Source organism: Solitalea agri (assembly GCF_023914155.1).
Classification (GTDB): Bacteria; Bacteroidota; Bacteroidia; order Sphingobacteriales; family Sphingobacteriaceae; genus Solitalea; species Solitalea agri.
The window spans coordinates 35,243-61,904 of the sequence record NZ_JAMWYS010000032.1; the positions used below are offsets into that span (position 1 = coordinate 35,243).

Here is a 26,662-nt window from a genome sequence, read left to right on the forward strand (position 1 = left end):
ATGATATGTCTGATACACTTTTTGTTCTACCTGCAAGAGGAGGCTCCAAAGGTATTCCGCTTAAGAATATTAAGTTATTAGGTGATAAGCCACTAATTCAATGGTCAATTGAAGTAGCTAAGAAATTGACAATTGATGAACATATTTGTATGACAACAGATAGCCCTCATATAAAAGAAGTTGTTGAACAATTTGGGCTACGTGTTCCATTTCTTCGTCCAGATGCATTGGCAACGGATTCTTCAGGAACATATGAAGTTTTACTACATGCATTGAGCTATTATGAAGGATTAGGAAGGCATTATAAAAAGATTGTATTGTTACAGCCTACTTCACCATTTAGAACAAAGGAACAAGTTGAAGCTGCAATTGAACTTTATGCTGATAATTTAGACATGGTTGTATCTGTTAAGGAGTCACGGGATAATCCTTATTACAATTTGTTTGAAGAAAACCTGTCGGGTTTTTTATCTAAATCAAAAGAAAGCCAGTATGTAAGAAGGCAAGACTGTCCATCTGTATATGCCTACAATGGAGCTATTTACGTTATTAATGTTGACTCATTAAAAGCAAAGCCTATACATCAGTTTGTGAAGATTAAAAAGTATTTAATGGATGATATTACATCAGTAGATATAGATATCCCATTGGACTGGGAATGGGCAGAGTTTTTAATTAAAAGAAACTTGTTAGATTAAAAAAATAACTCTTCGCACAGCTTCTCAATAGCCTAGTGATTTAGTTTTTAATGATAGATATTGAAATACATGAACGACAACCCGAAAGAAAAGATATCAACTGATGAGATCTCTTTAAAGGATTTAATAAAGAAAATAAAGGAATGGCGATTGTATTTAATCTCAAAATGGCAAATTATATTATTGGCTACTGTTTTGGGTGGAGGAGTTGGTTTGCTATATTCTTTTATAACAAAACCTGTATATACTGCAAATCTTACTTTTGCTCTTGAAGAAGATTCGGGAAGTGGTGTCAAAGCATATTCTGGTTTAGCTTCGCAATTTGGAATTGACTTAGGCAGTGGAACAAATGGGGCATTCACAGGTGATAATATACTGGAGTTGATGAAATCTCGTTCCATGGTAGAACGAGCTCTTCTGACTTCAGTAAATATTAATGGTAAGAAAGAAAGCTTGGCAGATTATTATATTGGTGTTAATAAATTGAGGGAAAAATGGGCTAACAATCCAGAATTAAGTAAGGTGTCATTTACCTTGAATAGTAACCCTGATAAATTCACAAGACTGCAGGATAGTTTAATCGGAAATTTTTATGAAAATTTATTTAAAAAGTCATTGACTGTTGATAAAGTTGATAAAAAACTAAGTATTATTTCTGTCAAATGTAAATCAAAAGATGAATTATTTGCTAAATCCTTTATTGAGGCATTAGTAAGTGAGGTCTCAGATTTTTATATACGAACGAAGACTGGTCGTTCAAAAAAGAATGTTGATATTTTACAGGCTAAGGCGGATTCTATTAAATCCGAATTATATAAAGCCCTATACGGAAAAGCCGTTAGTATTGATCAGGTTCCTAACCTAAATCCAATAAGACAGGTTGCAATTGTTGGCGGACAAAAAAAAGAATTTGAAGTTCAGATTCTGGCTACAGCCTACGGCGAAGTACTTAAAAATTTGGAAATTTCTAAGATTTCCTTACTTAAGGAAACTCCTTTTATTCAAGTGATTGATAAACCTGTATTTCCACTCTCCGTTGATAAAGTAAGTAAGATAAAAAGTTTCATAATTGGGGCATTTTTATTTGGATTTCTTTCAGGCTTTTTTTTATTGATAAAATATATCTATAAAGAACTTATTGCAGATTAAGTTGTATTGTATTGTTTTTAAAACGATAGCTTTGTTTTTTTAAAATATTACTTGTGAATTACAGAAAGCATTTGATTCATAAAGATAAAGAGGTTATTTCAGCACTTAGAATGTTAAATGAACTAGCCCTTGATTCTATATTATTCGTTGTAGATGATAACGATAGACTAATAGGTTCCTTAACTGATGGTGACATTCGGCGGGGATTGATTAAAGAATTAACTTTAGAAAATCAACTTATTGATTTTATTCAACCTCATCCTGTTTTTATCGAAAACGGAAATTATACTATTGAGGACTTGCATAAATTTAAAGAAAGGAGTTTAAAAATCATTCCTATACTTAATGAATCTCATCAAGTTATTGAAATTTTAAACTTTAGGCTTCAGAAATCTTTATTACCTCTTACTGCACTTATTATGGCTGGTGGCGAAGGTGTCCGATTGAGGCCTCTAACGGAAAATACACCCAAACCAATGTTGAAGGTTGGTGATAAACCCATAATTGAATATAATATTGATCGATTGAAATTATTTGGGATTAGAAATATTTTTATATCAATCAAATATTTGGGAGAACAACTGATAGATTATTTTGGAGATGGTAGTCAAAAAGGCATTAATATACAATATATTAAAGAAGATGAACCATTAGGAACAATTGGAGCTATTTCATTGTTAAAGGGAATTGCTCATGATAATCTATTGGTAATGAATTCCGATATTCTTACTAATATTGATTATGAGGATTTTTATTCATCTCATAGGAATAACTGCTCTACTATGAGTGTTTCATCCGTCCCCTATAATGTAAAAATTCCATATGCAGTTTTGGAAACGAATGATCATTCTGTGGTTTCTTTTGTTGAAAAACCTACGTATACTTTTTATTCCAATGGCGGAATTTACCTTATTAATAAAGAAATACTAAGCTGGGTGCCTAAAAATCAAATATTTCATGCTACAGATTTGATGCAAGAAGTAATAAAAAGAGGAGCAAAATTAACCAATTATCCTTTACTGGATTATTGGTTAGATATAGGAAGGCATGAAGATTATATAAAAGCACAAGAGGATATTAAGCATATTAAGTTCTAATAAAAGATTAATGTTAGGAAAGATTTATAAAGTCTGTATAGTTGGAGTGGGTCAATTGGGTAGCAGGCATTTACAATCGCTTGCGAAAGTTGATTTACCATTGAAGATTTACGCTGTTGACCCATCTTTGGAGTCTTTAAAAGTAGCAGAGTCTAGATTTTTAGAGATCGAATCAGTGAATTTTAAAGAGGCGTGTTTTTTAACAGAAACAGATTCTGTACCAATGGAGTTGGATTTAGTTATTGTAGCTACCAACTCCATGAACCGAAAAGATATTATTAATAATTTACTAGGTTCGAGGGAAGTAAATTGTTTACTTCTTGAGAAATTTCTTTTTCCAAGAATTTCAGATTATAAACATATCTCTGAGCTTCTTCAAAAAAAGCAAGTTAAGACCTTTGTTAATTGCCCAAGAAGAGCTTTCGAGTTTTATAAAAAAATTGCTACGGGAATTAATAGTATTGTTAATTTTTCAGTATCTGGATCTAATTGGATGTTGGGTTGCAATTCAATACACTTTCTTGACTTGTTTGCAAAATTATCAGGAGTAAATTCGGTTGAATTTATAAATGAGGAGTTGGATGAAGAAATTATTCCTTCCAAAAGAGCAGGTTATATTGAGTTTACAGGGACAATTCAATTAAGAAGCTCAAGAGGAGATGTTTTTTCTGCGACATCATACAAAAGTGGTACTCATCCAGTTATTGTTAAAATTGACTGTGCGGATCAATACTGGGTTATAAATGAAAGAGACAAAACATATCAATATAGCTCTGAAATAAATAATTGGGTTGTAGAAACTGGGGCTTTTGAGATACCTAATCAAAGTAAAATAGGAACAGCTATAATCGAAGATATTTTAAAAAATGGAGATTGTGATCTGACTCCGTATGATGTGTCCGCGAACCTTCATCTAATTTTGCTAAGCACTTATATGGATAAGTATAAAAGAAGTTTGGCAGTCGAAAGTATTGATTTATGTCCGATAACTTAAGTATGAATTCTAATGTATTAATTGTTGGGGCCGGGGCTATGGCCATTGAATATTTTAATATCTTGAAGTCTTTGGACATCAATGTATTTGTTATTGGTAGAAGCAAGGATTCGGCAGTTAAGTTTGAACAGGCTACTTCTTATAAACCATTTGTAGGTGGAATTAATGAATATATAAAGTTACATAACAAACCTGCTTTTTCTAAAGCAATCATTGCGACAGGCACCGAAGCTTTAAAGGATACAGTACGAATGCTTGTGGACTGGGGAATTAAAAATTTACTAGTTGAAAAACCAGGTGCTTTAAGTTTTGAGCAGTTATATGAGTTGAATGAGTACTGTCATAATAAAGATTGTGCAATTTATATAGCTTATAATAGACGTTTTTATGAGTCTGTTGATAAAGCAAATGAAATTATCAAATTAGATGGAGGGGTTTCTTCCTTTAATTTTGAATTCACAGAATGGAGCCATAAAATAGAACCATTGACAAAGGCGGAGGGTGTTAAGGAAAATTGGTTCTTTGCCAATTCAACTCATGTTGTTGATTTGGCGTTTTATCTAGGAGGAGGCCTCCCTGTAAGGATGAGTCCGTTTGTGTCAGGTCAATTGAACTGGCATTCAGTAGCAATTTTTGCAGGTGCTGGTTTGACTTCTAATAATGCATTATTTACATATCAGGCTAATTGGAAAGCTCCCGGAAGGTGGGGTATTGAGATATTAACACTAAAACATAAGCTCTATTTGCGTCCACTAGAAGAATTGAAGATACAAAAGCTTGGTTCTATTGAAATAGAGGATGTTCCTATAGATAATTGTCATTTAGAACAGAAATTCAAACCGGGCCTATTTAAACAAACGTCTGAGTTTATTAATGATCATGTATCTAATTTGGTCACCCTTAAGCAGCATACTCAGAATAGTAAAATTTATGAGAAAATACTAAAAGGAGAAACTTTGAAATAAATGAGAAACTAAAGATTTGCTATGGTAATTATTATTATTACTGATTCACTCGGCTTACCTCGAAATAATCCAGAAATTGTAAAGCTGGAAGAAACTTATATTGAACTTCTTAGGACCGACTATAAGTGCGATAAAATCGTGAATATAAGTTTTGGAGGCGCTACAATTGAGATATTAAGCAATCAATTCTTCTCTTATTTTTCTTGTATTAATCCTGACTTAATTATTGTACAATCTGGCATTGTTGATTGTGCTCCACGAGCATTAAAGCAATGGGAGAATAAAGTGTTGCAAAGTAGCTCTATTCTTAGAAGTGTTTATAATTCTGTTATAAAGAAACATACTAAAAAATTAAGAGCTAAAAGAAATATTACATATACGTCTATTCATAAGTTTGAAAATATTTGTAATAAATTTTATGAGGCATATAAAAATAAAGTTTATTGGATAGGAATTGCTCCGGCAAGCAAAGAGTATGAATTTAATTTGCCAGGAATAGCTTTAAATATTAGAAATTATAATAATGTTTTAAAGAATGTTTTTCAAAATAACTTTTTAGACATTTCAAATATAAGTATGGATTGTTTGATGAGTGATCATCATCACATTAATGTGAGTGGGCATACATATATATATCATAAGCTTAAGTCAATAATTGACATGGAGTCAAAACTGTATGTAGGACTATCAAACGAAGAAATTCTTGAATAATGAGAATATTAAATTCTTTTCTTAAATCTGATCTCATCAAAAGCGGATTTGTTTATATATTTTCAGAAGCTATTAATAAACTTGTTTTATTCATTCTTCTTCCTATTCTTTCAGTACACTTAAGCCCAGCAGAATATGGATTACTTGCAAATTTTCAGGTTTTGATTTTAATCCTTACTGTGCTTGTTGGCTTAAATATGACGGGAATTATTTCAGTTGAGTTTTACCGAAGCGCTAAAGAAAAATTAAGCAATCTAATAAACAACATCTTATCAATATTAATAATTAGTATTGGGGTGTTTTTGCTTATTGTCGCACTTCTTCAATCTTACCTATATTCAGTCACGGGGATTCCTTCTCTTTTAATATACAGTGTAGTTATAATTTGTGGCGCTCAAGCTATTGTTCAAATACGTTTAGAGTTTTGGCGATTGGAAAATAAAGCTGTAGTTTATGGGGTTTTCTATACAACCCAATCTGTAATTATTTCTTTATTAACATTGTATCTAGTAATATGGACGGATTTAGGTTGGCAGGGCGGCGCTTTGGCTATTGCAATAGGACAGGTTCTATTTATGATTATTGCATTAATAAGTTTGTGGAGAAATGGCTGGATCAATGGAAAAATTGAGTTTCAACATACCAAGTCAATTCTTTCATTTGGTATTCCACTAATTCCACATTCTTTAAGTTTTTGGATGCGTAATGGCTTGGATAGACTTTTAATGACATCATTTTTTGATGCAAAACATACGGGGCTGTATTCTGTAGGAGCACAACTAGCAGCTCCATTGCAAATGGTTGCATTTGCAATGAATAAAGCATATTCCCCCACTTTATTTAAAATGTTGGAAAATAAAGATGAAGAATCAAAGAGAAAAATTGTAAAAATGATTTGGGGGGTTTTAGGAATTACATTGGTATTAACTATTATTATTGAGTTTTTGTTGCCGATTATAGTTGGATGGTTATTAGATGCACGCTACAGAAAATCATTCGATTACTTCTACTGGATAAATATTTCATATTTTTTCTCAACGGTTTACTTCTTAATAGGCAATTTTATTTTTTATTTTAAGAAAACACATTTATTAACATATGTAACCTTCGGAACAAGTTTGTTACATGTTCTTCTAACAATAATTGCTTTAAAATATATTGGTCCTATAGGTGTAGCTATTACTACACTTTTTACATCAATTATTGTAGCAACTTTAACCATTTATGTTGTTAATAGTATTTGCAAAATGCCATGGTTTTATTTTTGGAGGAGCTCAAAAATAAAAAAAGAGGAATATTGTATTTGAATTATGGAACAAGCATTAGTAGATGTCTATGTATGCAGTAAACCCTTGCAATGGTTTAATATACATAATCTTAATCATTCTAAAGAAAGAAGAAATATTTTAATTGTTATCGATTCTTTTAGTGGTTCATCTGATTTTTGTAAAAGGCTTAGTGAATATGATAATATTTGGAGCGAAATATTGATAGCAGAATCGAGAAGTGATTCTGTTAAATTAGCCTCTAAGTTTAAAATTCATTCCTTGCATGTTGATTGTGATTATGGAATTGTTGGGTATAAATACTCATTGCTTAAGCCTCATTTTTTTTATGTTATTGAGGAAGGATTTGGTCCGTATGTAGATAAAATTGCAGAAAAATCTGTTCCTTTTATTAAAATGGTCTTGTTTAAACTTTTAGGCTGGGGGACCTATTTGGGTGGAGCACCTTTTACAAATGGAATATATTTGTATAATCCAGCTTATTACATTAATAAATGGAACTGTCCTAAAGAGAGAATATTAAACTTTAATTATAGTTTTTTTGAGTTATTAAGGAAAGAGAGCTTAATTCTAGAAAATGTTTTCCCTATCCCAGAATATATTTCAAATGTTAAGCAAGGAAAAGTACTACTTTATTTAACAGCGTATGATATAAAAGATTTAGCGGTTAACTACATTATAGACAATACTGATTTCTTTGATACTGTTATAATTAAACTGCATCCACATTTAAAAGAAGAGCCAGTTGAAATAAAAAAAATTAGAGAAATTATTGGGGATAAACTTATTGCATTTAATTCCAATATTTTAGCTGAATTAATAATCTCAAATTTGTCAGATACAAATGAGTTAACAATTATTAATGAAGGAAGCGCCTCTTGTTTATATATAACAGATCCTACTATAAAGCTTATTGATTTAAAAAGTAAATACAATGAAGAGATTGAGATGTTTAAGGTAGCACTATCAAACAATAACCACTAACATAATGATTACTAGATTTGGTTTTTTTTTGTTTGTCATTTTTACATACTTTCTTGTTTTGTTTTTTTACTGTGAGATAAATAACACTTTAGATGTGTTTAATTATGTCACATTTTTATTTATAACAGTATGGTCCACTTTTAAGATAAGTATAAATAAATACGCTTATAGTTTTAATGTTTTTTACTGGCTATTTGTATTATTGTTTTTTGCAATATTTCCTACCCTTCAGTATTCAACAAAAGCATTTCCTTGGGGGGATAATCCTACTGAAGCAACTGTTCTAAAAGCAAACTGTATTATTATATTCTCTTGTATGGTGTATGAGACGTTTTACTTTTGGGGTACACGCAATAGGGAGGGCTCGAATGGAAGTTTAAGTAAATTATGGACGGTGAAATTTTCACCACTTAATTATAAGATAGGCTTTATTATATTTCTTTTTTGTTCTGCCTTAATTGTAAACACATTGGGGTTTTCTTCCTTATTTAGCAGAGCAAATGTTAATGAAGTTTCAAGTGAAAGTGGAGCTTCAACAATTCAGATGTTACTTTTTGACAAACTTACTAGATCTCCAATATTGTTTTTTACCTTAATAACTATTAATTTTTATTTTATTGAAAAAAAGATTTCTTGGTTAACTCTTTTGATAGTACTAACAATATCAATAATAACAAATTTTCCTTTGGCATTACCTCGCTATTTTTTAGGAGCATTTTATTTAGGAGTTATTCTTAATTGTAAACGAGTTCTTAAAAGTCCATTACTTATTCCAAGCGTGCTAATTTGTTCTTTAATCATTGTTTTCCCATTGTTAACGCTCTCTCGATATTCATTTGCTACATGGAGCTATATTGTAGATAATTTTTCATCAATTATATCATTATTCTGGTCAAGTGGAGACTTTGATGCTTATTCAATGTTATGCAGATCCATCAGTTATGTTGACAGTCACTCGATGAGTTATGGTGGTCAATTAGCAGGAGCAATGTTTTTCTTTGTCCCTCGAGCTATATGGCCTAACAAACCAGTCGGAACAGGGTTTATGATAGCTGAGTCTCTTGGATGGGATTTTAAGAATGTTTCTTGCCCATTTGTCGCTGAATGTTTTGTGAATTTTGGTTATTTAGGAATATTGGTGCTAATAGGCATTGTTGCATATGTGATTGCCAGGTATGACAAGTTTTACTGGCAATATTTGAATTCAGCTAAAAGTAATAACTTTTGGATTGTTTTATATCCCAGTTTGATGGGATTATTCTTCTTTATGTTGAGAGGAGATCTAATGTCTTCTTATGCATATATCTTTGGACTTTTGACAGTTGCCTTGATGTTTCAATTCATTTTACGGTTACGGTGGGTTGAAATTGTTCGTACAAAAACCTCATAATAAATTATTATATGAAAATTAAAATAGTGCTTACTGCTCTGATTTGCTTGAGTATGTTTAATTCTTGTAGTCTGCAAAATAATGAACTAGAAATATTAGATGAGGTTTTTAACGAACGTGAATATATTGAAGATTTTAATGTTAAACTTTTAGATAATAAATCAGATACACTTCCTGTGGCAAAGAGGGTATTGTTGGCTAATTCTCCTGCATTTAAAGGTTATGCTTATGCTACAATACGTCCATTTGAGAATAAACTGATCTTAGTAGCAACAAGATTCGTTTCTCCAAGTGATTGGAAAGGAGGAGAAATTATTATGATGGAAAGTTTAGATGGAGGGATAACATGGTCGAAAGAAAAAGCAATTCAAGAAAATATAGGATTAATTCAAACTGCTGCACCTAGCCTTATTAGTGTTAATGAAACTTTAATGTTATTTTTTTTGGTAAAAAATAGTAGTAGCCAATGCCATGTTTATTTTAAAAAGTCATTTGATAAGGGATATTCGTGGACTGAACCCGTTAAAGTTAGTTCCGTCGAAGGTTATAATATTATTAATAATGATAGATGTATTGTTGTTAATGATAGAATAATTGTTCCTGTAGCCTTTACGCCTGAAATACATCACTACTATCAAAAACAAGGAATTTTTTGTTATTATTCAGATGATTATGGTAAAAGTTGGAAACGTTCCTCCTCTATTGCGACTACCATACCTCTTATGGAGCCAGGAATAGTACATCTTGGAGGAGCTGAATTATTGATGGTAATAAGATCAAATAAAGGAAAAATCCTTTTTTCAAGGAGTTTTGATAGGGGAATAAATTGGACAATTCCAGTTTCAACAAATATTAATAGTCCTGAAGCCCCCTCCACAATTGCCAAACTACCTGAGGATAGTACATTGATATTAATTTGGAACAATAATCCAGCCACTGGTTTGTCGAAAAGAAACCCATTGACCATGGCTTTTAGTAAGGATAAAGGTTACACCTGGACTAATCCGTTTATGATTGAATATTTGAAAAATTCTGATTTTGCTTATTCATCAATTTGTTTCGACTCACAGAAATGCCATGTTACTTATACACAGATTCCTTATAGTTCAGAATTCAAACAGAATGTTAAATATTTTAATATTGAAATAGAAACGATGAAAAACCTGTCAAGGAATCCTTATTAACTCATCTCATCTCTTCCTCATCGTCAAAAAATAAAATGTCATATGAATGATTTGATAGTTGGTTTAGAGAATCAGATAGAAAAGAATTCTCTTTATGGTTGTTCTTATAAGTCTCTAATTCAATATTAGGAATAACAGATATTTTCCTGATTTTTTCTGATTTTACGTTTACTTCGTTTAAATCAGCCCTGTCATACTTCATTGTTCCGGAAATTGCAGTGTCGGATTTTAATAAAAGCTGATCGAGCTTTCCACATAAGTCTTAAAGAGTTAAGCTTTTTATTTTCAAAAAACATGCAATTATGTAACAATGTACACTTTAAATTTGTAATTGCATTTAGCCTAATGTATAGGAATGCAATGGCTCATTGCCTTGAGGATTATTTTTTAAAACCATGAGACATTTTAAACTCCTCGTATTACTATTTGACATAATTTTTTTGTCTTTATATATTTCTACATGTTGCGCCCAAAATATTTACGTTTCATCAATGAATGGAAATGATAAATGGAGTGGTAGAATTAAAACACCAAATGCAAGCAAAAGTGATGGACCGTTGGCCACAATTGAACAGGCCAAGGAAAATATAAAAAAGTTGGGAAGCGTACAAGATGCTAATGATACTATATATGTGCATCTGGAGGCTGGATATTACGACCTTTTAAATACGCTTGTATTTACTCCAGAAGATGTGGGTAATAAATATATAGTTTTCCAAGCGGAATATGGAGAAGAAGCAGTAATAAGTGGTGGCAAGAAAATTAATTTTAGTCCTAAACTAAGTGAAAAGGTACAAGAAATTGTGCTTAAGGATATGCCGTTTTTTGAGCAACTCTATTTAAATGGACGAATGCTTCAACGAGCACGGGAACCAAACGAGGGCTTTTTTTACGTCCAATATTTACGTGAGGACACATTGCAGCCAGGAAGACAGAAGAGCTTTGCTCCGACGTTATCACAGTATTATTTAAAAAGTGTTAAGTTGGACAAAAGCATAATCCAAAGCCTTTCCAAGATTTCGGAGAATGACATGCAAATGGTTTTGATAACCTTCCTTTACAAATGGATGGATAAGAAGGTATATTTTAACAAAGTTGATCCCCTCAACGGCCAAGTGGTTACGCAACCAAGTAGTGGAATGAAGGATTTTGTGCAGGGGAGCAAAGGTGTCCAATTTTATATGGAAAATTCACGAGTCTTTCTTGATGCTCCTGGAGAGTGGTTCTGGGATGCCCAAGCAAATAAGCTTTATTGTCGTCTAGAAGGTCGAATTGCTAAAAAAATTATTGACCTTAGAGCTCCCATACTAGAAACACTTGTTTCGTTACAGGGGAAAGATCTTAGCCATAAGGTCAAGAATATTACATTTAGAAATATTGTATTCGAATATTCAGCCCACCAAACACCGAAGGATGGATTGATGGCCCAGCAAACATCCCCTTTTATTAACGCAGCAGTGATGGCTAATTATGCTGATAATATAATATTTGATAAATGTGAGTTCAGAAATATTAATGCTAATGCTATCTGGTTCAAAACAGCTTGCTCAAGTAGTAAAATTGTAAACAGTTATTTCCACGAGTTAGGTGCAGGCGCCATAAAGATTGGGGATTATAAAAGCCAACCGCCAGAACTTATTACAAAAAACATCGTAGTGCATAATAATATTATTTCGGGTGGTAATAAATTGATATACTCTGTGCCGGCAATTGCAATTTATCTAGCCTCTGATAACAGATTAACTAATAATCAGATATCAAATTTCAAGTATACAGGTATATCAAATGGCTTTACATGGGGAGCAACGCCTACTCCGAATAAGAACAACTATATAGGTTATAATTATATAGACCACTTAGGATGGGGAATAATGGATGACATGGGGGGAATCTATTCTGTTGGAAGCAGCGAAAACTCAATTCTGGAATACAATGTGATTCATGATATCTATTGTTACCGATATGGGGCTTATGGAATTTACCTCGATCAAGGTTCAGCTGGTTTAACGATAAGGAATAATATTGTATATAATTGTGAGAGTGCAGGATTAATATGCGGACATGCTAAGCGTTGTATTATTACGAATAACGTTTTTTCATTTAATAAAACCGTGCAACTTTTTTTTGGATATGCAAAGGATGAAGAAGCTCGGGGGCTGAAATTTGTCAATAATATTATTTGTTGGGATAAGGGAAGGTTGTATCATGGAAATATGCTTACTACAAATTTTGAGTCGGATAATAATTGCTATTGGGCGTACGGCATCATGGATGGTAAAATTTTCAATGGAACAAATATTGAATTCTGGAGAAAGAAGAGTAGGAAAGACCTTAACTCAATAGTGAAGGATCCAGTTTTCATGGATTCAAAGAATGGTGATTTTAGTTTTCGTTCTACTAGTATTACAGCTTTAATTGGCTTTGTTCCCATCAATGTAGATAATATAGGTGTAAAAGCTGCTCGGCCTGATTGGATAGATAAGATCGATTTAACAGAGGGAGTAAAGTCGAAGTTTAAAAAGAGTGTAGCCAATAAATCAATCTATAATAGCAACTAAATTCCTAATAGGCAAATTCGCCGCATCACGGATTGTCTATGCCTTAAAGCAGGTCGAGACAGGTGTTAAAGTAGAGGAAGAGTACCGAAAGATGGGTGTTTCAAAGGCGACCTTTCACAAACAGAAAGCGGGCCCAGGGAATATAACGAATATCGGCCGCATAGCTCTTAAATGCTATAGCACCGGATGAAATGTCGTGCAGAGTAGAATATATTTGCCACCGTGGGCATGTTATTCAGGTAGATTGTGAAACTTGAAATCTCATTTACGGAGTGATGCTAATTTTGGGAAAGATCACCTGCGGATGGAATTCTACTTTTAATCGGCGGCTCAATTTTGAGGAAGTTTTCAGAAGTTAACTCGTTCACAGTTTTTATGTCAATACTAAAATACTTCACATTTTGCTTAAACGTGGAACTATAAGGGATCTGGGTGTAAGTAACATGGCACTTCTTCGAATCGAAACAAACTGACGTGTAACAAAAATCTGAATTTTTCAAATACTCAATCATAAATGGCTTAGTCCAGGTAGTGCCTTTATCTTTACTAAAAGCTATCGTTAAAGGGTTTCTTTTTGATAAACCAACGGCTGGATTATTATTCCAAACTAATAATAGTGTGTTACTCTTGGGTAATCTGGCAATTGTGGCAGGTGCTTCAGGACTACTTAAGTTAGACGAAACAGGAATTGTCCAAGTTACGCCTAAATCAAAACTCCTTGAGAACATAACTTTTCCTTTATTCGATCTTATGACCATTAACAACTCCGACCCTCCAACATGCACAATCCCGGGTTCCATTAGAGGTATCGTAGTAGCTATAGAGGATGAGCGCTTCCAACTTTTGCCATTATCATCTGAATAATAACAAAAAATCCCTTGTTTTTGATAGAAACGATGTATCTCTGGAGCAAAGGCGACAGGAACGATTATTCTATTTTTAACAACAATACATCTATCATTATTAATAATGTTATACCCATCAACAGAGCTAATTTTGGTCGGCTCTGTCCATGTTTTTCCATTATCTGATGATTTTTTAAAGTAAACATGACAATCAGTGCTACTATTTTTTACCAGAAAAAATAACATTAAAGTCTTATTGGTACTAATTAGGCTGGGAGCACATGTTTGAACCAATCCAATATTTTCTTGAATTACCCTTTCTTTAGACCATGTTTTTCCCTCATCTGAACTTTCCAATAAAATAATTTCTCCACCGCTCCAATCACTCGGAGAAACAAATCTTGTTGCCACCATCATTAGTTTATTCTCAAAAAGGTGAACGGAAGCATATGCATAACCTTTAAATGCAGGAGAATTTGCTAATAATACCCTTTTAGCGACAGGAAGAGTATCCGTATTAAAACCTAAAAGTTTAATATTAGAGTCTTTAATATATTCCCTCTCGGTAAAGAGATTTTCTTCTTCTTGTATTTTTACTTCTTCATTATCCGTCTGATTGCAGGAACTGAATATAAACGAGCAAAACAGAACAGCCAGCACTCTATTGATTTTCATATAATTATTGATTATAGTTTATTCGTATTAATAATATCAATCCAACTTTATCTTAAAATGAATTGAAATATTTATTTCGTTTTTCTTATACTTCAAAAGTGCAGTGACAGTTACAGTTAGATTCAAAAATTGATTTAAATCAAGTAGCTCGTAAATATTTGATAATGAATAATTTACTTTTGTAATATCTGTAAGCTTCTTGATCACCCAAGTGTAAGTAGTAAGAGCTTTAAGAATGGGCAAATTCACCGAATCAAAGATTGCCTTTGTTTGAAGTAAAACATGAGTGGACTCAAATAAAGTACAAGAGAATTGTTGTTAGATGTTATAATAACTTGTTTGTAATATTTATTACAGTTGGGTGGCTCATTGTTTTGTAGTGGTGGTTTTATATGGTTTGAAGGTTTATCTCTCCAATATTATTGTTTTAATCTAAACATACCATACTATTAGTATATTTTCTAAATTCGCGCCTTTAAATGTATTTTTATGTCCTTTCAAAGTGGGATGTTGTCTTTATAATCTTGAGAGTTAAGGTAAATCAATAATGAAAATTATTATTAATGCATCAAATTTAAAAATGGGTGGAGCTATTCAGGTAACCCTTTCATTTTTAGAAGAGTGTAAGAAAAACTTAGGAAATCAATATCATGTTTTTTTATCTCCTGCTTTATCTAAGCAGATAGATATTAATAGCTACTCTACTTCATTTCAGTTTTATTTTTTTAATGATTTTATCACGAATCCATTAAAGAGTTATTCAATATTGTCAAGATTGAATAGGTTGGAAAGAGAAATTAATCCAGATGTTGTTTTTTCTGTTTTTGGACCCACTTTTTGGACGCCTAAAACGAAACATTTAATGGGATATGCTAATCCATGGTATATATATCCTGAATCGGTTGCATATAAAAAGTTAAAGTATCATCAAAGAGTGTTGAAATATTTTGATAGAAAAATCAAAACTTTTTTAATAAAGAAGAACGCACAATTTTTTGTTGTAGAGACTGAGGACGTAAAGAAAAGGATGATTGAACATTTTTTAGTTTCTGAGAAAAAAATTAGTGTTGTTAATAATACACACAGTTCAATTTATAATTACCCTCCTCCTGGAGTTCTTCAATTGCCTAGTAAGAAGGAGAACGAGTTTAGATTAGTCACGATTTCTGCGAACTATCTTCATAAAAATTTGGCAATAATTAAAGATGTGATTTTACAACTTCATAATGATAATATTTTTTATCGATTTGTATTAACGATTCATGAAGAAGATTATAAACGAATCTTTGGTGAAGTTAATTCTTTAATTTGCCAGAACCATATAATTAATTTAGGCCCAATAAAAGTAAAGGATTGTCCGGATGTTTATAATCAAAGTGATGCACTTTTTTTACCTACTCTCTTGGAATGCTTTTCTGCCTCATACCCTGAGGCAATGAGATTAAGTAAACCAATTTTAACCTCCAATTTACCCTTTGCAAAAGGGATTTGTGATGATGCAGCTCTTTATTTTAATCCTTTAGATCCTGTAGAGATAGCGAGTCAGATCAGAAAATTGGCCGAAAATACATCGGTTTATAAAGACCTTATCGATAAAGGAAACACTAGATTGCATTCTTTCAATAGTGCTGAACAACGAGCAAAAAAATATCTTGAAATTTGTGATTCAATACTAAAATAAATGAGGGAATGATAAATTCTAGTTTGTTAAGTACATATAATAATAAGCATTATAAACCAGGTTCTAGATTGAGAATACTTATTTGGTATTTTTTTAATAGACTCTTTTTTAAGACCGCGATACCATTTCCAAGTTCTTTTAAAGTGAATATTTTAAAGATATTTGGAGCTGAAATTGGAGAACAGGTGTTAATTAAACCAAGAGTTAATATTAAATATCCTTGGTTTTTGGTGATTGGTAATTATGCTTGGATCGGAGAAGAGGTTTGGATTGATAATCTTGGACTCGTTAAAATAGGTGCCAATGTTTGTATCTCGCAGGGCGCAATGTTGTTAACAGGGAATCACAACTATAAATTAAGTACGTTTGACTTGATTGTGGGAGAAATAGTTCTGGAAGATGGAGTATGGATTGGGGCGAGATCAGTAGTCTGTCCGGGTGTAATCTGTAGAAGTCATTCAATTCTAACTGTAAATTCTGTAGCAACTAAAGAACTTAAATCAAATAAAATTTATCAAGGCAATCCAGCTATTGAAATTAGAAATAGAGTTATTCAATAATGAAAGTATCAATTATTACAGTAGTATACAACAATAAGGAAACTATCGATGATACAATAAAATCAATATTGAATCAGTCGTATAAAAATATAGAATACATTATCATTGATGGAAATTCAAATGACGGTACTTGTGAGATAATTAAATCTTATGGAGATAAGATCACTAAGTTTATTTCAGAACCCGATAAAGGTATTTATGATGCTATGAATAAAGGGTTATCTTTGGCAATAGGGGATGTAATTGGTATTCTGAATGCGGACGATTTTTATGTGAATAACAATGTAATTTCAAAGATAGTTGCTGCATTCGACCAGACTCATTGTGATGCTGTATATAGTGATTTAATATATGTTGATCAATTTAATATTTCCAAGCAGATTCGAAAATGGAAAACAGGGAAATATAAACCAGGCTCCTTTTTGAATGGATGGATGCCTCCTCATCCAACTTTTTTTGTAAGAAGAGAAGTTTATGAAGAGCATGGATTGTTTAATACCTTATTAAGAAGCGCTGCTGATTATGAGATAATGTTACGATTTATTCATAAACATAAAATCAAACTCGGATATATACCTGAGGTGCTTGTTAAAATGCGTGCAGGGGGAGTGAGTAATGTCAGTTTAAAGAATCGACTCAGGGCAAATAAGGAAGATAGGATGGCTTGGCAAATAAATGGTTTAAAACCTTATTTTTTTACAACATGGTTGAAGCCGTTAAGAAAGATAAGTCAATTTATTTAAAGGAGTTTTACTCTGCAGTTGTTTTTCTGACCAGCTAGATATTTTAATTATTTTTAATGAGATAGTTGTTTTGTAATGTAAGTTAAGGCGTAGATTATAGTAAGTGACATCAAAATTCTAAACAAAGACAAATTTCCTCTGGCAAGCTTCTTGCTAACACAAGTCTTTCCCAAGTTAAATTCACTCATTTAGTGTAATTTATTAACTTTGCGAAGTTTTTCAACCTATTGCTTATGCTTCTACACTTACTTATTTTTCTTTCTGCACTTTTGGTGGTAAGTTTCTCAATTCCATCAATTATATATGTGGCATTCAAGAAAAGGTTGTTTGATGTTCCTACAGAAGAACGTAAAATTCATAAAAAGATTATCCCTAACCTAGGAGGGGTAGCTATATTTACTGGATTTCTGTTTTCTACCTCATTATTTATTAAGAGTTCTTTATTGCCAGAAGCGGGAGTTATTTTGGCTTCAGGGATTATTCTTTTTGTTATTGGACTTAAAGACGATCTAGTAGGAATGAGCCCGGTAAAAAAACTTATGGCGCAGATTATTGCTGCTATGTTAGTTGCTGTATTAGCTGATATCCGTGTAAGGAGCATGTATGGGATGTTAGGTTTAACGGATCTTTCCTATCCAATAAGTGTAGGGTTAACGGTGTTCATAATGGTCGCTGTGGTGAATGCATTTAATCTGGTTGATGGTATTGATGGTTTGGCCGGAGGCTTGGGGGTAGTGGTTTCCTTGACTTATTCTGTGCTTTTTTATTTAATGGGTGATTATGGCTGGTCCTATATGGCTATAGCCATGGCAGGATCGCTTATCGGTTTCCTAATCTATAATGTGTCGCCTGCTAAAATATTTATGGGGGATACTGGTTCTCTTTTGGTGGGTATGATCTCAGCCATTTTGAGTATACAATTTATAGATTTCAGTGGTACTCATACAATTAATGCTTTTGGATTTGGAGTTCATGCATCTCCAGCGTTAGTAATGGCAATTCTAATAATTCCATTGTTTGATACTACTCGAGTATTTACACTCCGTATCCTTAATAGCGAATCACCTTTTAAGGCAGATAGAAATCACCTTCATCATCGCTTAATTGATTTGAAATTATCACATACTGTTTGTGCGTTAATATTGGTTGGAGTTAATCTGCTATTTATTTCATTAGCTCTTGCTTTTCAACAAATAGGAACGATGGAATTGCTCGTAATTCTTTCCTTGTTTGCCATTTTTTGCAACTCGGCATTAACCATTCTGTTGAATCAACGGAAGAAAAAATACATCTTACCTCAAGCTCCTCAGCATTTGGAGTCTCCAATGACTGATCCAAAAGTAGAGAAAGAGAAATTTGTAGAGTCTATCTTAGAGCGCATTGCCAAAAACTAAAGTAATTTCTTTGGTTTCAACATATTGTATCATACCATGAATTTTTCTTTTCGGAAACTATTAGTTTTCTTGTCATTTATTGCTACTGGTTTTCCTTCCCTAGCTCAAACTGTTACCAATCTAGGTACATATTTAACCCCGCAAGAGGCAAAAAGATTATATACAGATTCTGTAGTCCGTCACACTTCATTCAGACCGTATGTTTTGAACGATAATGATTCCTTATTTCTTAATAAAGATTCTTCTAGCCATATAACCTGGGGTGGCAGAAAATTGTTTGATGAGCATCTTTTGCAAGTAGTTAAACCTGAGTATAAGTTATACCTTGATTTCTTGCCAGATTTTCAGGTTGGAAGTGATTTGAAGAATGACCGAACTACATGGGTGAATACCCGTGGTTTTCTGATAGGTGGAAATATTGGAAAAAGTTTCTCATTCTACACCTCGTTTTATGAGAATCAGGGAGTGTTTCCTCTGTATGTTGATAATTACACCCGTAGCGTTGGAGTTTTGCCTGGACAAGGAGAAGTGAGGAACTACGGAGATCATGGATTCGATTACTCATCTTCTCAAGGTCATATTTCATATACCCCATCAAAATACCTCAATTTCGATTTAGGATATGATAAGAATTTTATAGGCGACGGTTATCGTTCATTATTATTGTCAGACGTTGCCGCGCCTTATCCATATGTTAAATTAACAGCTTCAGTTTGGAAACTTCGTTACATGATGATGTGGTCCCAGATGATTGATAGAGAATCTCCAAGATTGGATTATCAGAATGGATACCGAAAAAAATGGGGAGCCTTTCATTATTTAGACTGGAATATTTCTAAAAAGGTGTCAGTTGGTTTATTTGAGAATATTATTTGGATGGATGCTGATTCACTTGGCAAGCGAGGTTTTGACTGGAGCTATTTGAATCCATTATTGTTCTTTAGGCCAGTTGAGTTCGCAAATGGATCTCCAGACAAAGCTCTAGTGGGTTTAACCGCTAAGTATAAAATGCTTAATAAGTTTACTTGGTATGGGCAGTTTGCATTGAATGAATTCACTGCAAAAGAGTTTTTTAGTGGTGACGGATATTGGGCTAATAAATGGGGTACTCAAATAGGATTTAGGTCATTCGATATCTTTGGTATTCCTAATCTGCATTTTCAAGGGGAGGCTAATATCGTGCGACCATACACATATACCGCGCGTATCCCAGTTGTTGAAGGGGTTGCGGTTTCTAACAACGGAAAGCCCACCAATAATTATACTCACTTCTCGCAGCCATTGGCGCACCTTTGGGGAGCTAACTTCGAAGAGTTTTTAGGAATCGTTAATTATACCTATAAGCGCTTGGATATAAGAGGTCAGTTCTCATATGGATATTACGGGCTTGATCCAGAAGGATTGAATTATGGTAAAAATATCCTTAAACCTTATGATACAAGGGTTAGTGATTATGGCAATTATATCGGCCAGGGAATAACTACTAGTTTATATTATGGAGATATTAAGATAGCGTATGTTTTAAATCCAAAGTATAACCTTCGTTTCGAAACTGGATTAACTTATCGAAATGAAAAGAATGATGTTTCACCTTCAAAAACCACCATTTTAAGTATAGGATTAAGAAGTTCATTTCGAAATCTTTATTACGATTTTTAATATAAAAGAAGAAGCCAAAATCAATTTGATTTCGGCTTCTATATTGACTTTCGGTTATTCAACTTTTAAATGGCAATCATTTTTGCAGTACTCGATTCAATCATTGATTTCACAGTTTTTGTTATGGCTTGCCAGTCGTACTCACACTCTGCATAAAGTTCAGCCTGTTCGCCATGCTCCACCACTTTATCAGGAATGCCTAAGCGTTTTATTTGTGCGCTATATCCATGGTCAGCCATGAACTCTAAAACTGCAGAACCCATACCTCCCATAATGCACCCGTCTTCAACTGTAATTATTTTATTAAACTTCTTGAAAACTTCATGTAATAGCTCTTCATCTAAAGGCTTTATAAAACGTAAGTCATAATGAGCAGGGTTAACGCCTTCTGCACTTAATTCAGTACAGGCTTTTACAGCCTGGTTTCCAATTGCTCCAATGCTTAAGATCGCAACATCTTCACCGTCGCATATTTTTCTGCCCTTGCCGATTTCAATTGCTTGCATTGGTCGCTTCCAATCAGGCATTACTCCATTTCCACGAGGATAACGAATGACAAATGGTCCCATGTCTTCTTGTTGAGCTGTAAACATCAGGTTTCGTAACTCTTCTTCATTCATGGGTGCTGAAACAGTCATGTTTGGAATGCAGCGCATATAAGCTAAGTCATATGCACCATGGTGAGTTGGTCCATCTGCACCTGCAATGCCTGCCCTATCTAAACAAAAAACAACGTTTAATTTTTGTAGCGCTACATCATGAATGACTTGGTCATAGGCTCTTTGCATAAACGATGAGTAGATATTACAAAATGGAACCATCCCTTGCGTGGCTAAGCCTGCTGAAAAGGTTACCGCATGTTGTTCCGCTATACCAACATCAAATGCCCTATCAGGCATGGCTTTCATCATAATGTTTAGTGAACAGCCTGATGGCATAGCTGGGGTAACTCCCATGATTTTTGGGTTTTGTTCAGCTAGTTCAACTATGGTATTTCCGAAGACATCCTGAAATTTAGGTGGCTGCGGAGTATTAGGGATTGATTTTTTGATCTCTCCAGTGATCTTGTCAAATAAGCCTGGTGCATGCCACTTGGTCTGGTCTTGTTCTGCCAAAGCGTATCCCTTGCCTTTAACCGTTAAGCAATGCAATAGTTTCGGTCCAGGAATATGTTTAAGGTCTTCTAAAACCTTTGCCACGTGTTCTACATTGTGGCCGTCTATAGGTCCGAAATACCTGAATTTTAAAGCCTCGAAGAAATTACTTTGTTTAAGTATGCTTCCTTTTATCGATTTTTCGATTTTCTTAACAATCTCGCGGGCATTAGGTCCGAATTTGCTGATCGGTCCTAATATCTTCCAAACATCATTTTTAAACTGATTGTATGATTGAGAAGTAGTAATGTCAGTCAAGTACTCTTTTAGTGCACCTACATTTGGGTCAATTGACATGCAATTGTCATTTAGTATTACTAAAAGATTAGAGTTCTCCACACCAGCATGATTCAAGGCTTCAAACGCCATTCCTGCGGTCATAGCTCCATCGCCAATGATTGCAATATGCTGACGGTCCTTTTCGCCTTTATACTGTGAAGCCACGGCCATGCCTAAAGCTGCAGAAATAGAGGTTGAAGAGTGTCCTACACCAAAGGTGTCATATTCGCTTTCCGAACGCTTAGGGAAACCACTTATTCCGCCATAAATTCTATTGGTGTGAAAGTTGTCGCGCCTGCCGGTTAAAATTTTGTGTCCGTAGGCTTGATGGCCAACATCAAACAATACTTGATCGTACGGGGTGTTGAATACATAATGCAACGCAACGGTTAGTTCCACCACACCCAGACTGGCGGCGAAATGGCCACCGTTTACCGAAACGATATCGATAATGTACTGTCTTAATTCTTTGCAAACTTCCTGAAGTTGCTCTTCCTTTAAATTTCTTAAGTCGGAAGGATAATTTATTGTTTTTAACAATGTTCCCGCTTCAACCTGCATTGTTCGATATTAAATAAACACTAGTTGTTTAAGCCAGCAAATATATGATTTAAACGCTACAAAAGAGCTTATGTTTCTGTAGGTAGTTGAAAATGACATTATAATAATCATAATCAAATTAATAAATACAAATACTTAATTACAAACTACTTATCCTCAATGGTTGAAAATTAGTCCATTGATAATTAATGTGGAACTGTATTTTTGCGACAAACCGATAAATGTTTTGAGTTTCGAGATAAAGTTAGCACAGTTTGAAGGTCCGTTTGATCTGCTCTTATTTTTTATTGAGCGGGATGAATTAGATATTCATGATATTCCTATTGCACGAATTACCAATGATTTCCTGGATTATATTCACGCCATGCAGGCGATGAACATAGAGTTAGCTAGTGAGTTTATATTGGTTGCTGCTACTTTAATGCGTATTAAAGCCAAGATGCTTATTCCTCGACCTGAATTGGATGAAGAGGGAAATGAAGTTGACCCTCGACTAGACCTTGTTCAACAGCTGTTGGAATATAAAAAATACAAGGCTGTTCTTAATGAGTTTCAATACCTCGAGGACGAACGACTTAAGCAGGAAAAGCGTGGAAATATAGCGCAGGAGCTCGAGCAGATTGCGAGCCAGGCGATGCCAGGTGAAGAATTACAATCATTAGATTTATACCGCTTGCTTACTGTTTATGAAAAGGTTTTGCAGCGTTTTGCCGCAGGTAACCAACAAGTAGTGCATACCGTTGTTCAGTATCCTTACTCGATAGAAGAACAAAAAGAAGCGGTAATGAAACTTTTTGAGAAAGAAAGCCGGGTGAGTTTCGAGGATGTTTTGGCGATAAGTAATGATAAAGTTCAGCTTGTTTACAGTTTTCTAGCTGTTTTGGAACTATTACAACAACAAATACTCGATATAAATATTGGTCTTGGTTTTAATAATTTTTGGCTCTCAACAAAAACAGATGTTGAAGAATCTGTAGAAGAAATGGAAAAATAATTTGAAGTCAGAAATTCAATATCCTTATCTGCCCTCAATACTTATTGGTATTCTATTAACAATCTTCCCGCTATCTTATTAATTCTAAAAAAGAGTTAGTAAATTCGCGGCTCCTGAAATTCAAAGTGGTAGCTATATGAATTCTATCTGAAATGAATAAATAAGCACCTACTTAAACATTCTAAACAAATTATTCTCGTATGAACAGAGATACCGTTCTATTTGATCTTATCGCTAAAGAAGCAAATCGCCAGGAAGAAGGCATCGAATTAATCGCCTCAGAAAATTTCACTAGCAAACAAGTAATGGAAGCTCAAGGCTCATGTTTAACAAACAAGTATGCCGAAGGGTTGCCAAATAAACGTTACTATGGAGGTTGTCAGGTTGTTGATCAAGTTGAGCAACTGGCTATTGATCGTGCAAAGGAGCTTTTCGGAGCTGCATGGGTGAATGTTCAGCCGCACTCAGGTGCTTCTGCAAATGCTGCAGTATTTCTAGCGTTATTGCAAGCTGGTGATAAGATTTTAGGTTTTGATCTGTCTCATGGAGGACATTTAACTCACGGATCTCCGGTAAACTTCTCTGGTCGTTTATATCAACCTAATTTTTATGGTGTTGAGAAAGAAACCGGTTTGATTGACTACAAGCAAATGGAAGAAGTTGCCATGCGTGAGAAACCAAAAATGATTATTTGTGGAGCTTCTGCTTACTCACGTGATTGGGATTATGTTAAAATCCGTCAGATAGCTGATCAGGTTGGAGCTTTAGTTTTAGCTGATATTTCTCATCCTGCAGGTTTAATTGCTAAAGGCTTATTAAACGATCCATTGAAACATTGTCATGTGGTTTCAACTACTACCCATAAAACTTTACGTGGTCCTCGTGGTGGTATGATAATGATGGGTCAGGATTTCGAGAATCCATGGGGACAAAAAACTCCAAAAGGTGAACTGAAAATGATGTCGGCAATTTTGGATGGCGCTGTTTTTCCTGGAACTCAGGGTGGTCCTTTGGAACACGTTATCGCCGGTAAAGCAGTTGCTTTTGGTGAGGCTTTAACAGACGATTATTTGAACTACATTACACAGGTTAAGAAAAATGCTAGCCGTATGGCGCAAGCATTTGTTGATCGTGGTTATCAGATTATTTCAGGAGGTACCGACAACCATTTAATGCTTATCGATTTGCGTAATAAGAATGTAACAGGTAAAGCTGCTGAAGCTGCTTTAGTTGCCGCCGATATTACCACCAATAAGAATATGGTTCCTTTCGACGATAAATCACCGTTTGTGACCTCAGGTTTCCGCGTGGGAACGGCAGCTGTAACTACTCGTGGGATGAAAGAAGAACACATGGACACAATTGTTGAGTTGATTGATCGCGTGCTAATGAACATTGATAATGAAGCGGAACTTAAAGGTGTGAAGAAAAAAGTAAACGCTTGGATGAATGACTTTCCTTTGTATAAGTAGTATTTATATAGATATATTGAAAATGGCAGTGATTTTATCGCTGCCATTTTTGGTTTAAAGGAATTGGGAGTCCTAGTATGAATTCAGTTTTCTTAAATTGAAATAATCTGTTATGTGGAGACAATTATTTTCTTATTGTTTAGTGAAAGTAATTATCAAGTACACTTAAGATAGATTGTAATAAAAGGCGCAATAAAGACCGATTAAGGCATATTTTTAATGTATTTTGTGTTATGAATTAAATAAAAACTAATATGAAAATAAAATTTACGCTCACTCAACTCTTTATCACCATTGCTCTTTTAAGCTTTACTTCTTTTATAGAAGGATGTTCGAAGAAGGAGGAGATTACAGGTGTCGCTACCGATCTTTTTCAAAAAATTCCTAAGCCATCAATAGACCTTTCTGCAAAACATCAAGGAGATGAAATTGCTGGTAGATATATCGTTTTGTTCGAAGATCCTTCGGTTACAATTGAATCTACCAATGAATCGTTAACGTATGAGCAGTCCACTGAAAAGTCAATTGAATTGGCGCGTCAACTTGTTGCTGAAACTGGATTAAAGGCAGCTAAAGTTGAAATGGCTTTTGGCTCTGTTTTAACGGGTTGTGTGCTTAGTGGCATTTCGAAGAGTGATCTTAAAATGCTTGAGGCCAGTAAGAAAGTTAAAATGGTTGAATCTGATAAGGTCATCGCCTTAAAACCAATGAAGATTAAGAAATGCCACACTGCGAGTGAATCTGTTCCATGGGGTGTTCAACGTATTGGAGGAAGTCGCAATGGTAAAGGTAAAACTGCATGGGTTTTAGACTCTGGAGTAGATCTAGGTCATACAGACTTATATGTCGATAAAGTTTTAGGGAAAAATTTTGTTGATGATGGTGCTGATGAACAAGACTATTTTGGACATGGAACACATGTAGCCGGTATAATTGGTGCGAAGAGGAATCATGTCGGCATTGTTGGAGTGGCTGCTGGTGCTAAAATAGTGCCGGTGCGGGTGCTCGACTTTGAAGGTATTGGGGTACTCTCATGGGTCATTGGAGCTGTAAATTATGTTGGGGCTAAGGCTAAAAAAGGAGAAGTTGCAAATTTAAGTTTAGTCACCCCTGCATCCAAATGTCTCGATTGTGCAGTTTTAAGAGCCTCTTCCAAAGGAATTAAGTTTGTTTTAGCTGCAGGTAATACCACTGAAGATGCCAATTTGTATTCTCCCGGTCGTGTGAATGGCTCCAATATTTATACTATCAGTGCTTGTGATCAAATGGATGGATTAGCATGGTTTTCTAATTATGGCAATCCACCAATTGATTTTGCTGCACCTGGGGTTGATATTCCTTCAACCTACCTTAATGGTGGATACGCGACTTTAAGTGGTACATCCATGGCCGCACCGCATGTAGCAGGTATTCTTTTATTGGGTTCAGTAAAAGCAAACGGAGTTGTTAGTAATGATGTGGATGGTGAGCCTGATAAAATAGCACATTGGTAATAGGAGTAATGTAATAAAGTGAGTCTGGAATTTTTAAAGAAAATTATCAAGGGAGGTTGAGAAAGATTAAATTAGCGGACTTAAAACCTCTGTAAAAAAAGAAAGCAAGATTAACTAAGTTAATCCCGCCTTCTAT

21 protein-coding genes are annotated in these 26,662 nt (G+C 34.1%); 19 read left to right on the forward strand and 2 right to left on the reverse strand.

Annotated features, from left to right (window positions below; all coding sequences use genetic code 11):
* Nucleotides 1-5: 5 nt before the first annotated feature.
* From NF867_RS09570 to NF867_RS09620, 11 genes are all read left to right on the forward strand, one after another.
* Entirely contained in the window at nt 6-698 is a 693-nt protein-coding gene (locus tag NF867_RS09570) for an acylneuraminate cytidylyltransferase family protein (RefSeq protein WP_252587615.1), read from the forward strand.
* A gap of 69 nt (nt 699-767) precedes the next feature.
* Entirely contained in the window at nt 768-1,847 is a 1,080-nt protein-coding gene (locus tag NF867_RS09575) for a Wzz/FepE/Etk N-terminal domain-containing protein (RefSeq protein WP_252587616.1), read from the forward strand.
* A gap of 53 nt (nt 1,848-1,900) precedes the next feature.
* A complete protein-coding gene (locus NF867_RS09580) occupies nt 1,901-2,944 on the forward strand; it encodes a nucleotidyltransferase family protein (RefSeq protein WP_252587617.1) in 1,044 nt (347 codons plus the stop codon).
* Nucleotides 2,945-2,954: 10 nt separating this feature from the next.
* Nucleotides 2,955-3,938, forward strand: coding sequence for a Gfo/Idh/MocA family oxidoreductase (locus NF867_RS09585; RefSeq protein WP_252587618.1), 984 nt, complete (start codon nt 2,955-2,957; stop codon nt 3,936-3,938).
* Nucleotides 3,939-3,940: 2 nt separating this feature from the next.
* Nucleotides 3,941-4,903, forward strand: a complete 963-nt coding sequence (locus tag NF867_RS09590; protein ID WP_252587619.1) for a Gfo/Idh/MocA family oxidoreductase — start codon at nt 3,941-3,943, stop codon at nt 4,901-4,903.
* 21 nt (nt 4,904-4,924) lie between these two features.
* The gene (locus tag NF867_RS09595) at nt 4,925-5,614 is read left to right on the forward strand and encodes a hypothetical protein (RefSeq protein ID WP_252587620.1); all 690 of its coding nucleotides are present in this window, start codon (nt 4,925-4,927) and stop codon (nt 5,612-5,614) included.
* A complete protein-coding gene (locus NF867_RS09600) occupies nt 5,614-6,921 on the forward strand; it encodes an oligosaccharide flippase family protein (RefSeq protein ID WP_252587621.1) in 1,308 nt (435 codons plus the stop codon). The genes NF867_RS09595 and NF867_RS09600 overlap by 1 nt, the downstream gene beginning before the upstream one ends.
* Nucleotides 6,922-6,924: 3 nt before the next feature.
* On the forward strand, nt 6,925-7,884 hold the full coding sequence (locus NF867_RS09605) for a hypothetical protein (protein WP_252587622.1): 960 nt from the start codon (nt 6,925-6,927) through the stop codon (nt 7,882-7,884).
* A 4-nt stretch (nt 7,885-7,888) separates the two neighbouring features.
* A complete protein-coding gene (locus NF867_RS09610; RefSeq protein WP_252587623.1) occupies nt 7,889-9,274 on the forward strand; it encodes an O-antigen polymerase in 1,386 nt (461 codons plus the stop codon).
* Nucleotides 9,275-9,285: 11 nt separating this feature from the next.
* Entirely contained in the window at nt 9,286-10,458 is a 1,173-nt protein-coding gene (locus tag NF867_RS09615) for a sialidase family protein (protein ID WP_252587624.1), read from the forward strand.
* A 491-nt stretch (nt 10,459-10,949) separates the two neighbouring features.
* Nucleotides 10,950-13,016 (forward strand): right-handed parallel beta-helix repeat-containing protein, encoded by a 2,067-nt coding sequence (locus NF867_RS09620; RefSeq protein WP_252587625.1) that lies wholly within the window; start codon nt 10,950-10,952, stop codon nt 13,014-13,016.
* Nucleotides 13,017-13,294: 278 nt separating this feature from the next.
* Here the strand turns inward: NF867_RS09620 and NF867_RS09630 are convergent, their stop codons facing one another.
* Nucleotides 13,295-14,536: a sialidase family protein gene (locus NF867_RS09630; protein WP_252587626.1), complete on the reverse strand. Its 1,242-nt coding sequence runs from the start codon at nt 14,534-14,536 to the stop codon at nt 13,295-13,297.
* A gap of 547 nt (nt 14,537-15,083) precedes the next feature.
* On the opposite strand from NF867_RS09630, the gene NF867_RS09635 reads away from it, so the two are divergent.
* The 5 genes from NF867_RS09635 to NF867_RS09655 all read left to right on the forward strand — a co-directional run bounded on the left by NF867_RS09635 (nt 15,084) and on the right by NF867_RS09655 (nt 20,573).
* Nucleotides 15,084-16,217, forward strand: a complete 1,134-nt coding sequence (locus NF867_RS09635; RefSeq protein ID WP_252587627.1) for a glycosyltransferase — start codon at nt 15,084-15,086, stop codon at nt 16,215-16,217.
* A gap of 8 nt (nt 16,218-16,225) precedes the next feature.
* Nucleotides 16,226-16,777: a WcaF family extracellular polysaccharide biosynthesis acetyltransferase gene (locus NF867_RS09640; RefSeq protein ID WP_252587628.1), complete on the forward strand. Its 552-nt coding sequence runs from the start codon at nt 16,226-16,228 to the stop codon at nt 16,775-16,777.
* Complete coding sequence (locus NF867_RS09645) at nt 16,777-17,520, forward strand: glycosyltransferase family 2 protein (protein WP_252587629.1); 744 nt, start codon at nt 16,777-16,779, stop codon at nt 17,518-17,520. Before NF867_RS09640 ends, NF867_RS09645 begins: the two co-directional genes overlap by 1 nt.
* A gap of 233 nt (nt 17,521-17,753) precedes the next feature.
* Nucleotides 17,754-18,914 carry an MraY family glycosyltransferase gene (locus NF867_RS09650; protein ID WP_252587630.1) on the forward strand — a complete coding sequence of 387 codons (1,161 nt, stop codon included), beginning with the start codon at nt 17,754-17,756 and terminating at the stop codon, nt 18,912-18,914.
* A gap of 36 nt (nt 18,915-18,950) precedes the next feature.
* Entirely contained in the window at nt 18,951-20,573 is a 1,623-nt protein-coding gene (locus NF867_RS09655) for a hypothetical protein (protein WP_252587631.1), read from the forward strand.
* A gap of 65 nt (nt 20,574-20,638) precedes the next feature.
* Here the strand turns inward: NF867_RS09655 and dxs are convergent, their stop codons facing one another.
* Nucleotides 20,639-22,567, reverse strand: coding sequence for a 1-deoxy-D-xylulose-5-phosphate synthase (gene dxs / locus NF867_RS09660; protein ID WP_252587632.1), 1,929 nt, complete (start codon nt 22,565-22,567; stop codon nt 20,639-20,641).
* A gap of 226 nt (nt 22,568-22,793) precedes the next feature.
* Between dxs and NF867_RS09665 the strand changes: the two genes are divergently transcribed.
* The 3 genes from NF867_RS09665 (at nt 22,794) to NF867_RS09675 (ending at nt 26,526) form a co-directional block, all read left to right on the forward strand.
* Complete coding sequence (locus NF867_RS09665) at nt 22,794-23,561, forward strand: segregation and condensation protein A (RefSeq protein ID WP_252587633.1); 768 nt, start codon at nt 22,794-22,796, stop codon at nt 23,559-23,561.
* 200 nt (nt 23,562-23,761) lie between these two features.
* A complete protein-coding gene (gene glyA, locus NF867_RS09670; RefSeq protein ID WP_252587634.1) occupies nt 23,762-25,033 on the forward strand; it encodes a serine hydroxymethyltransferase in 1,272 nt (423 codons plus the stop codon).
* 254 nt (nt 25,034-25,287) lie between these two features.
* Nucleotides 25,288-26,526, forward strand: a complete 1,239-nt coding sequence (locus tag NF867_RS09675; RefSeq protein WP_252587635.1) for a S8 family peptidase — start codon at nt 25,288-25,290, stop codon at nt 26,524-26,526.
* The last annotated feature ends 136 nt before the right edge of the window (nt 26,527-26,662 follow it).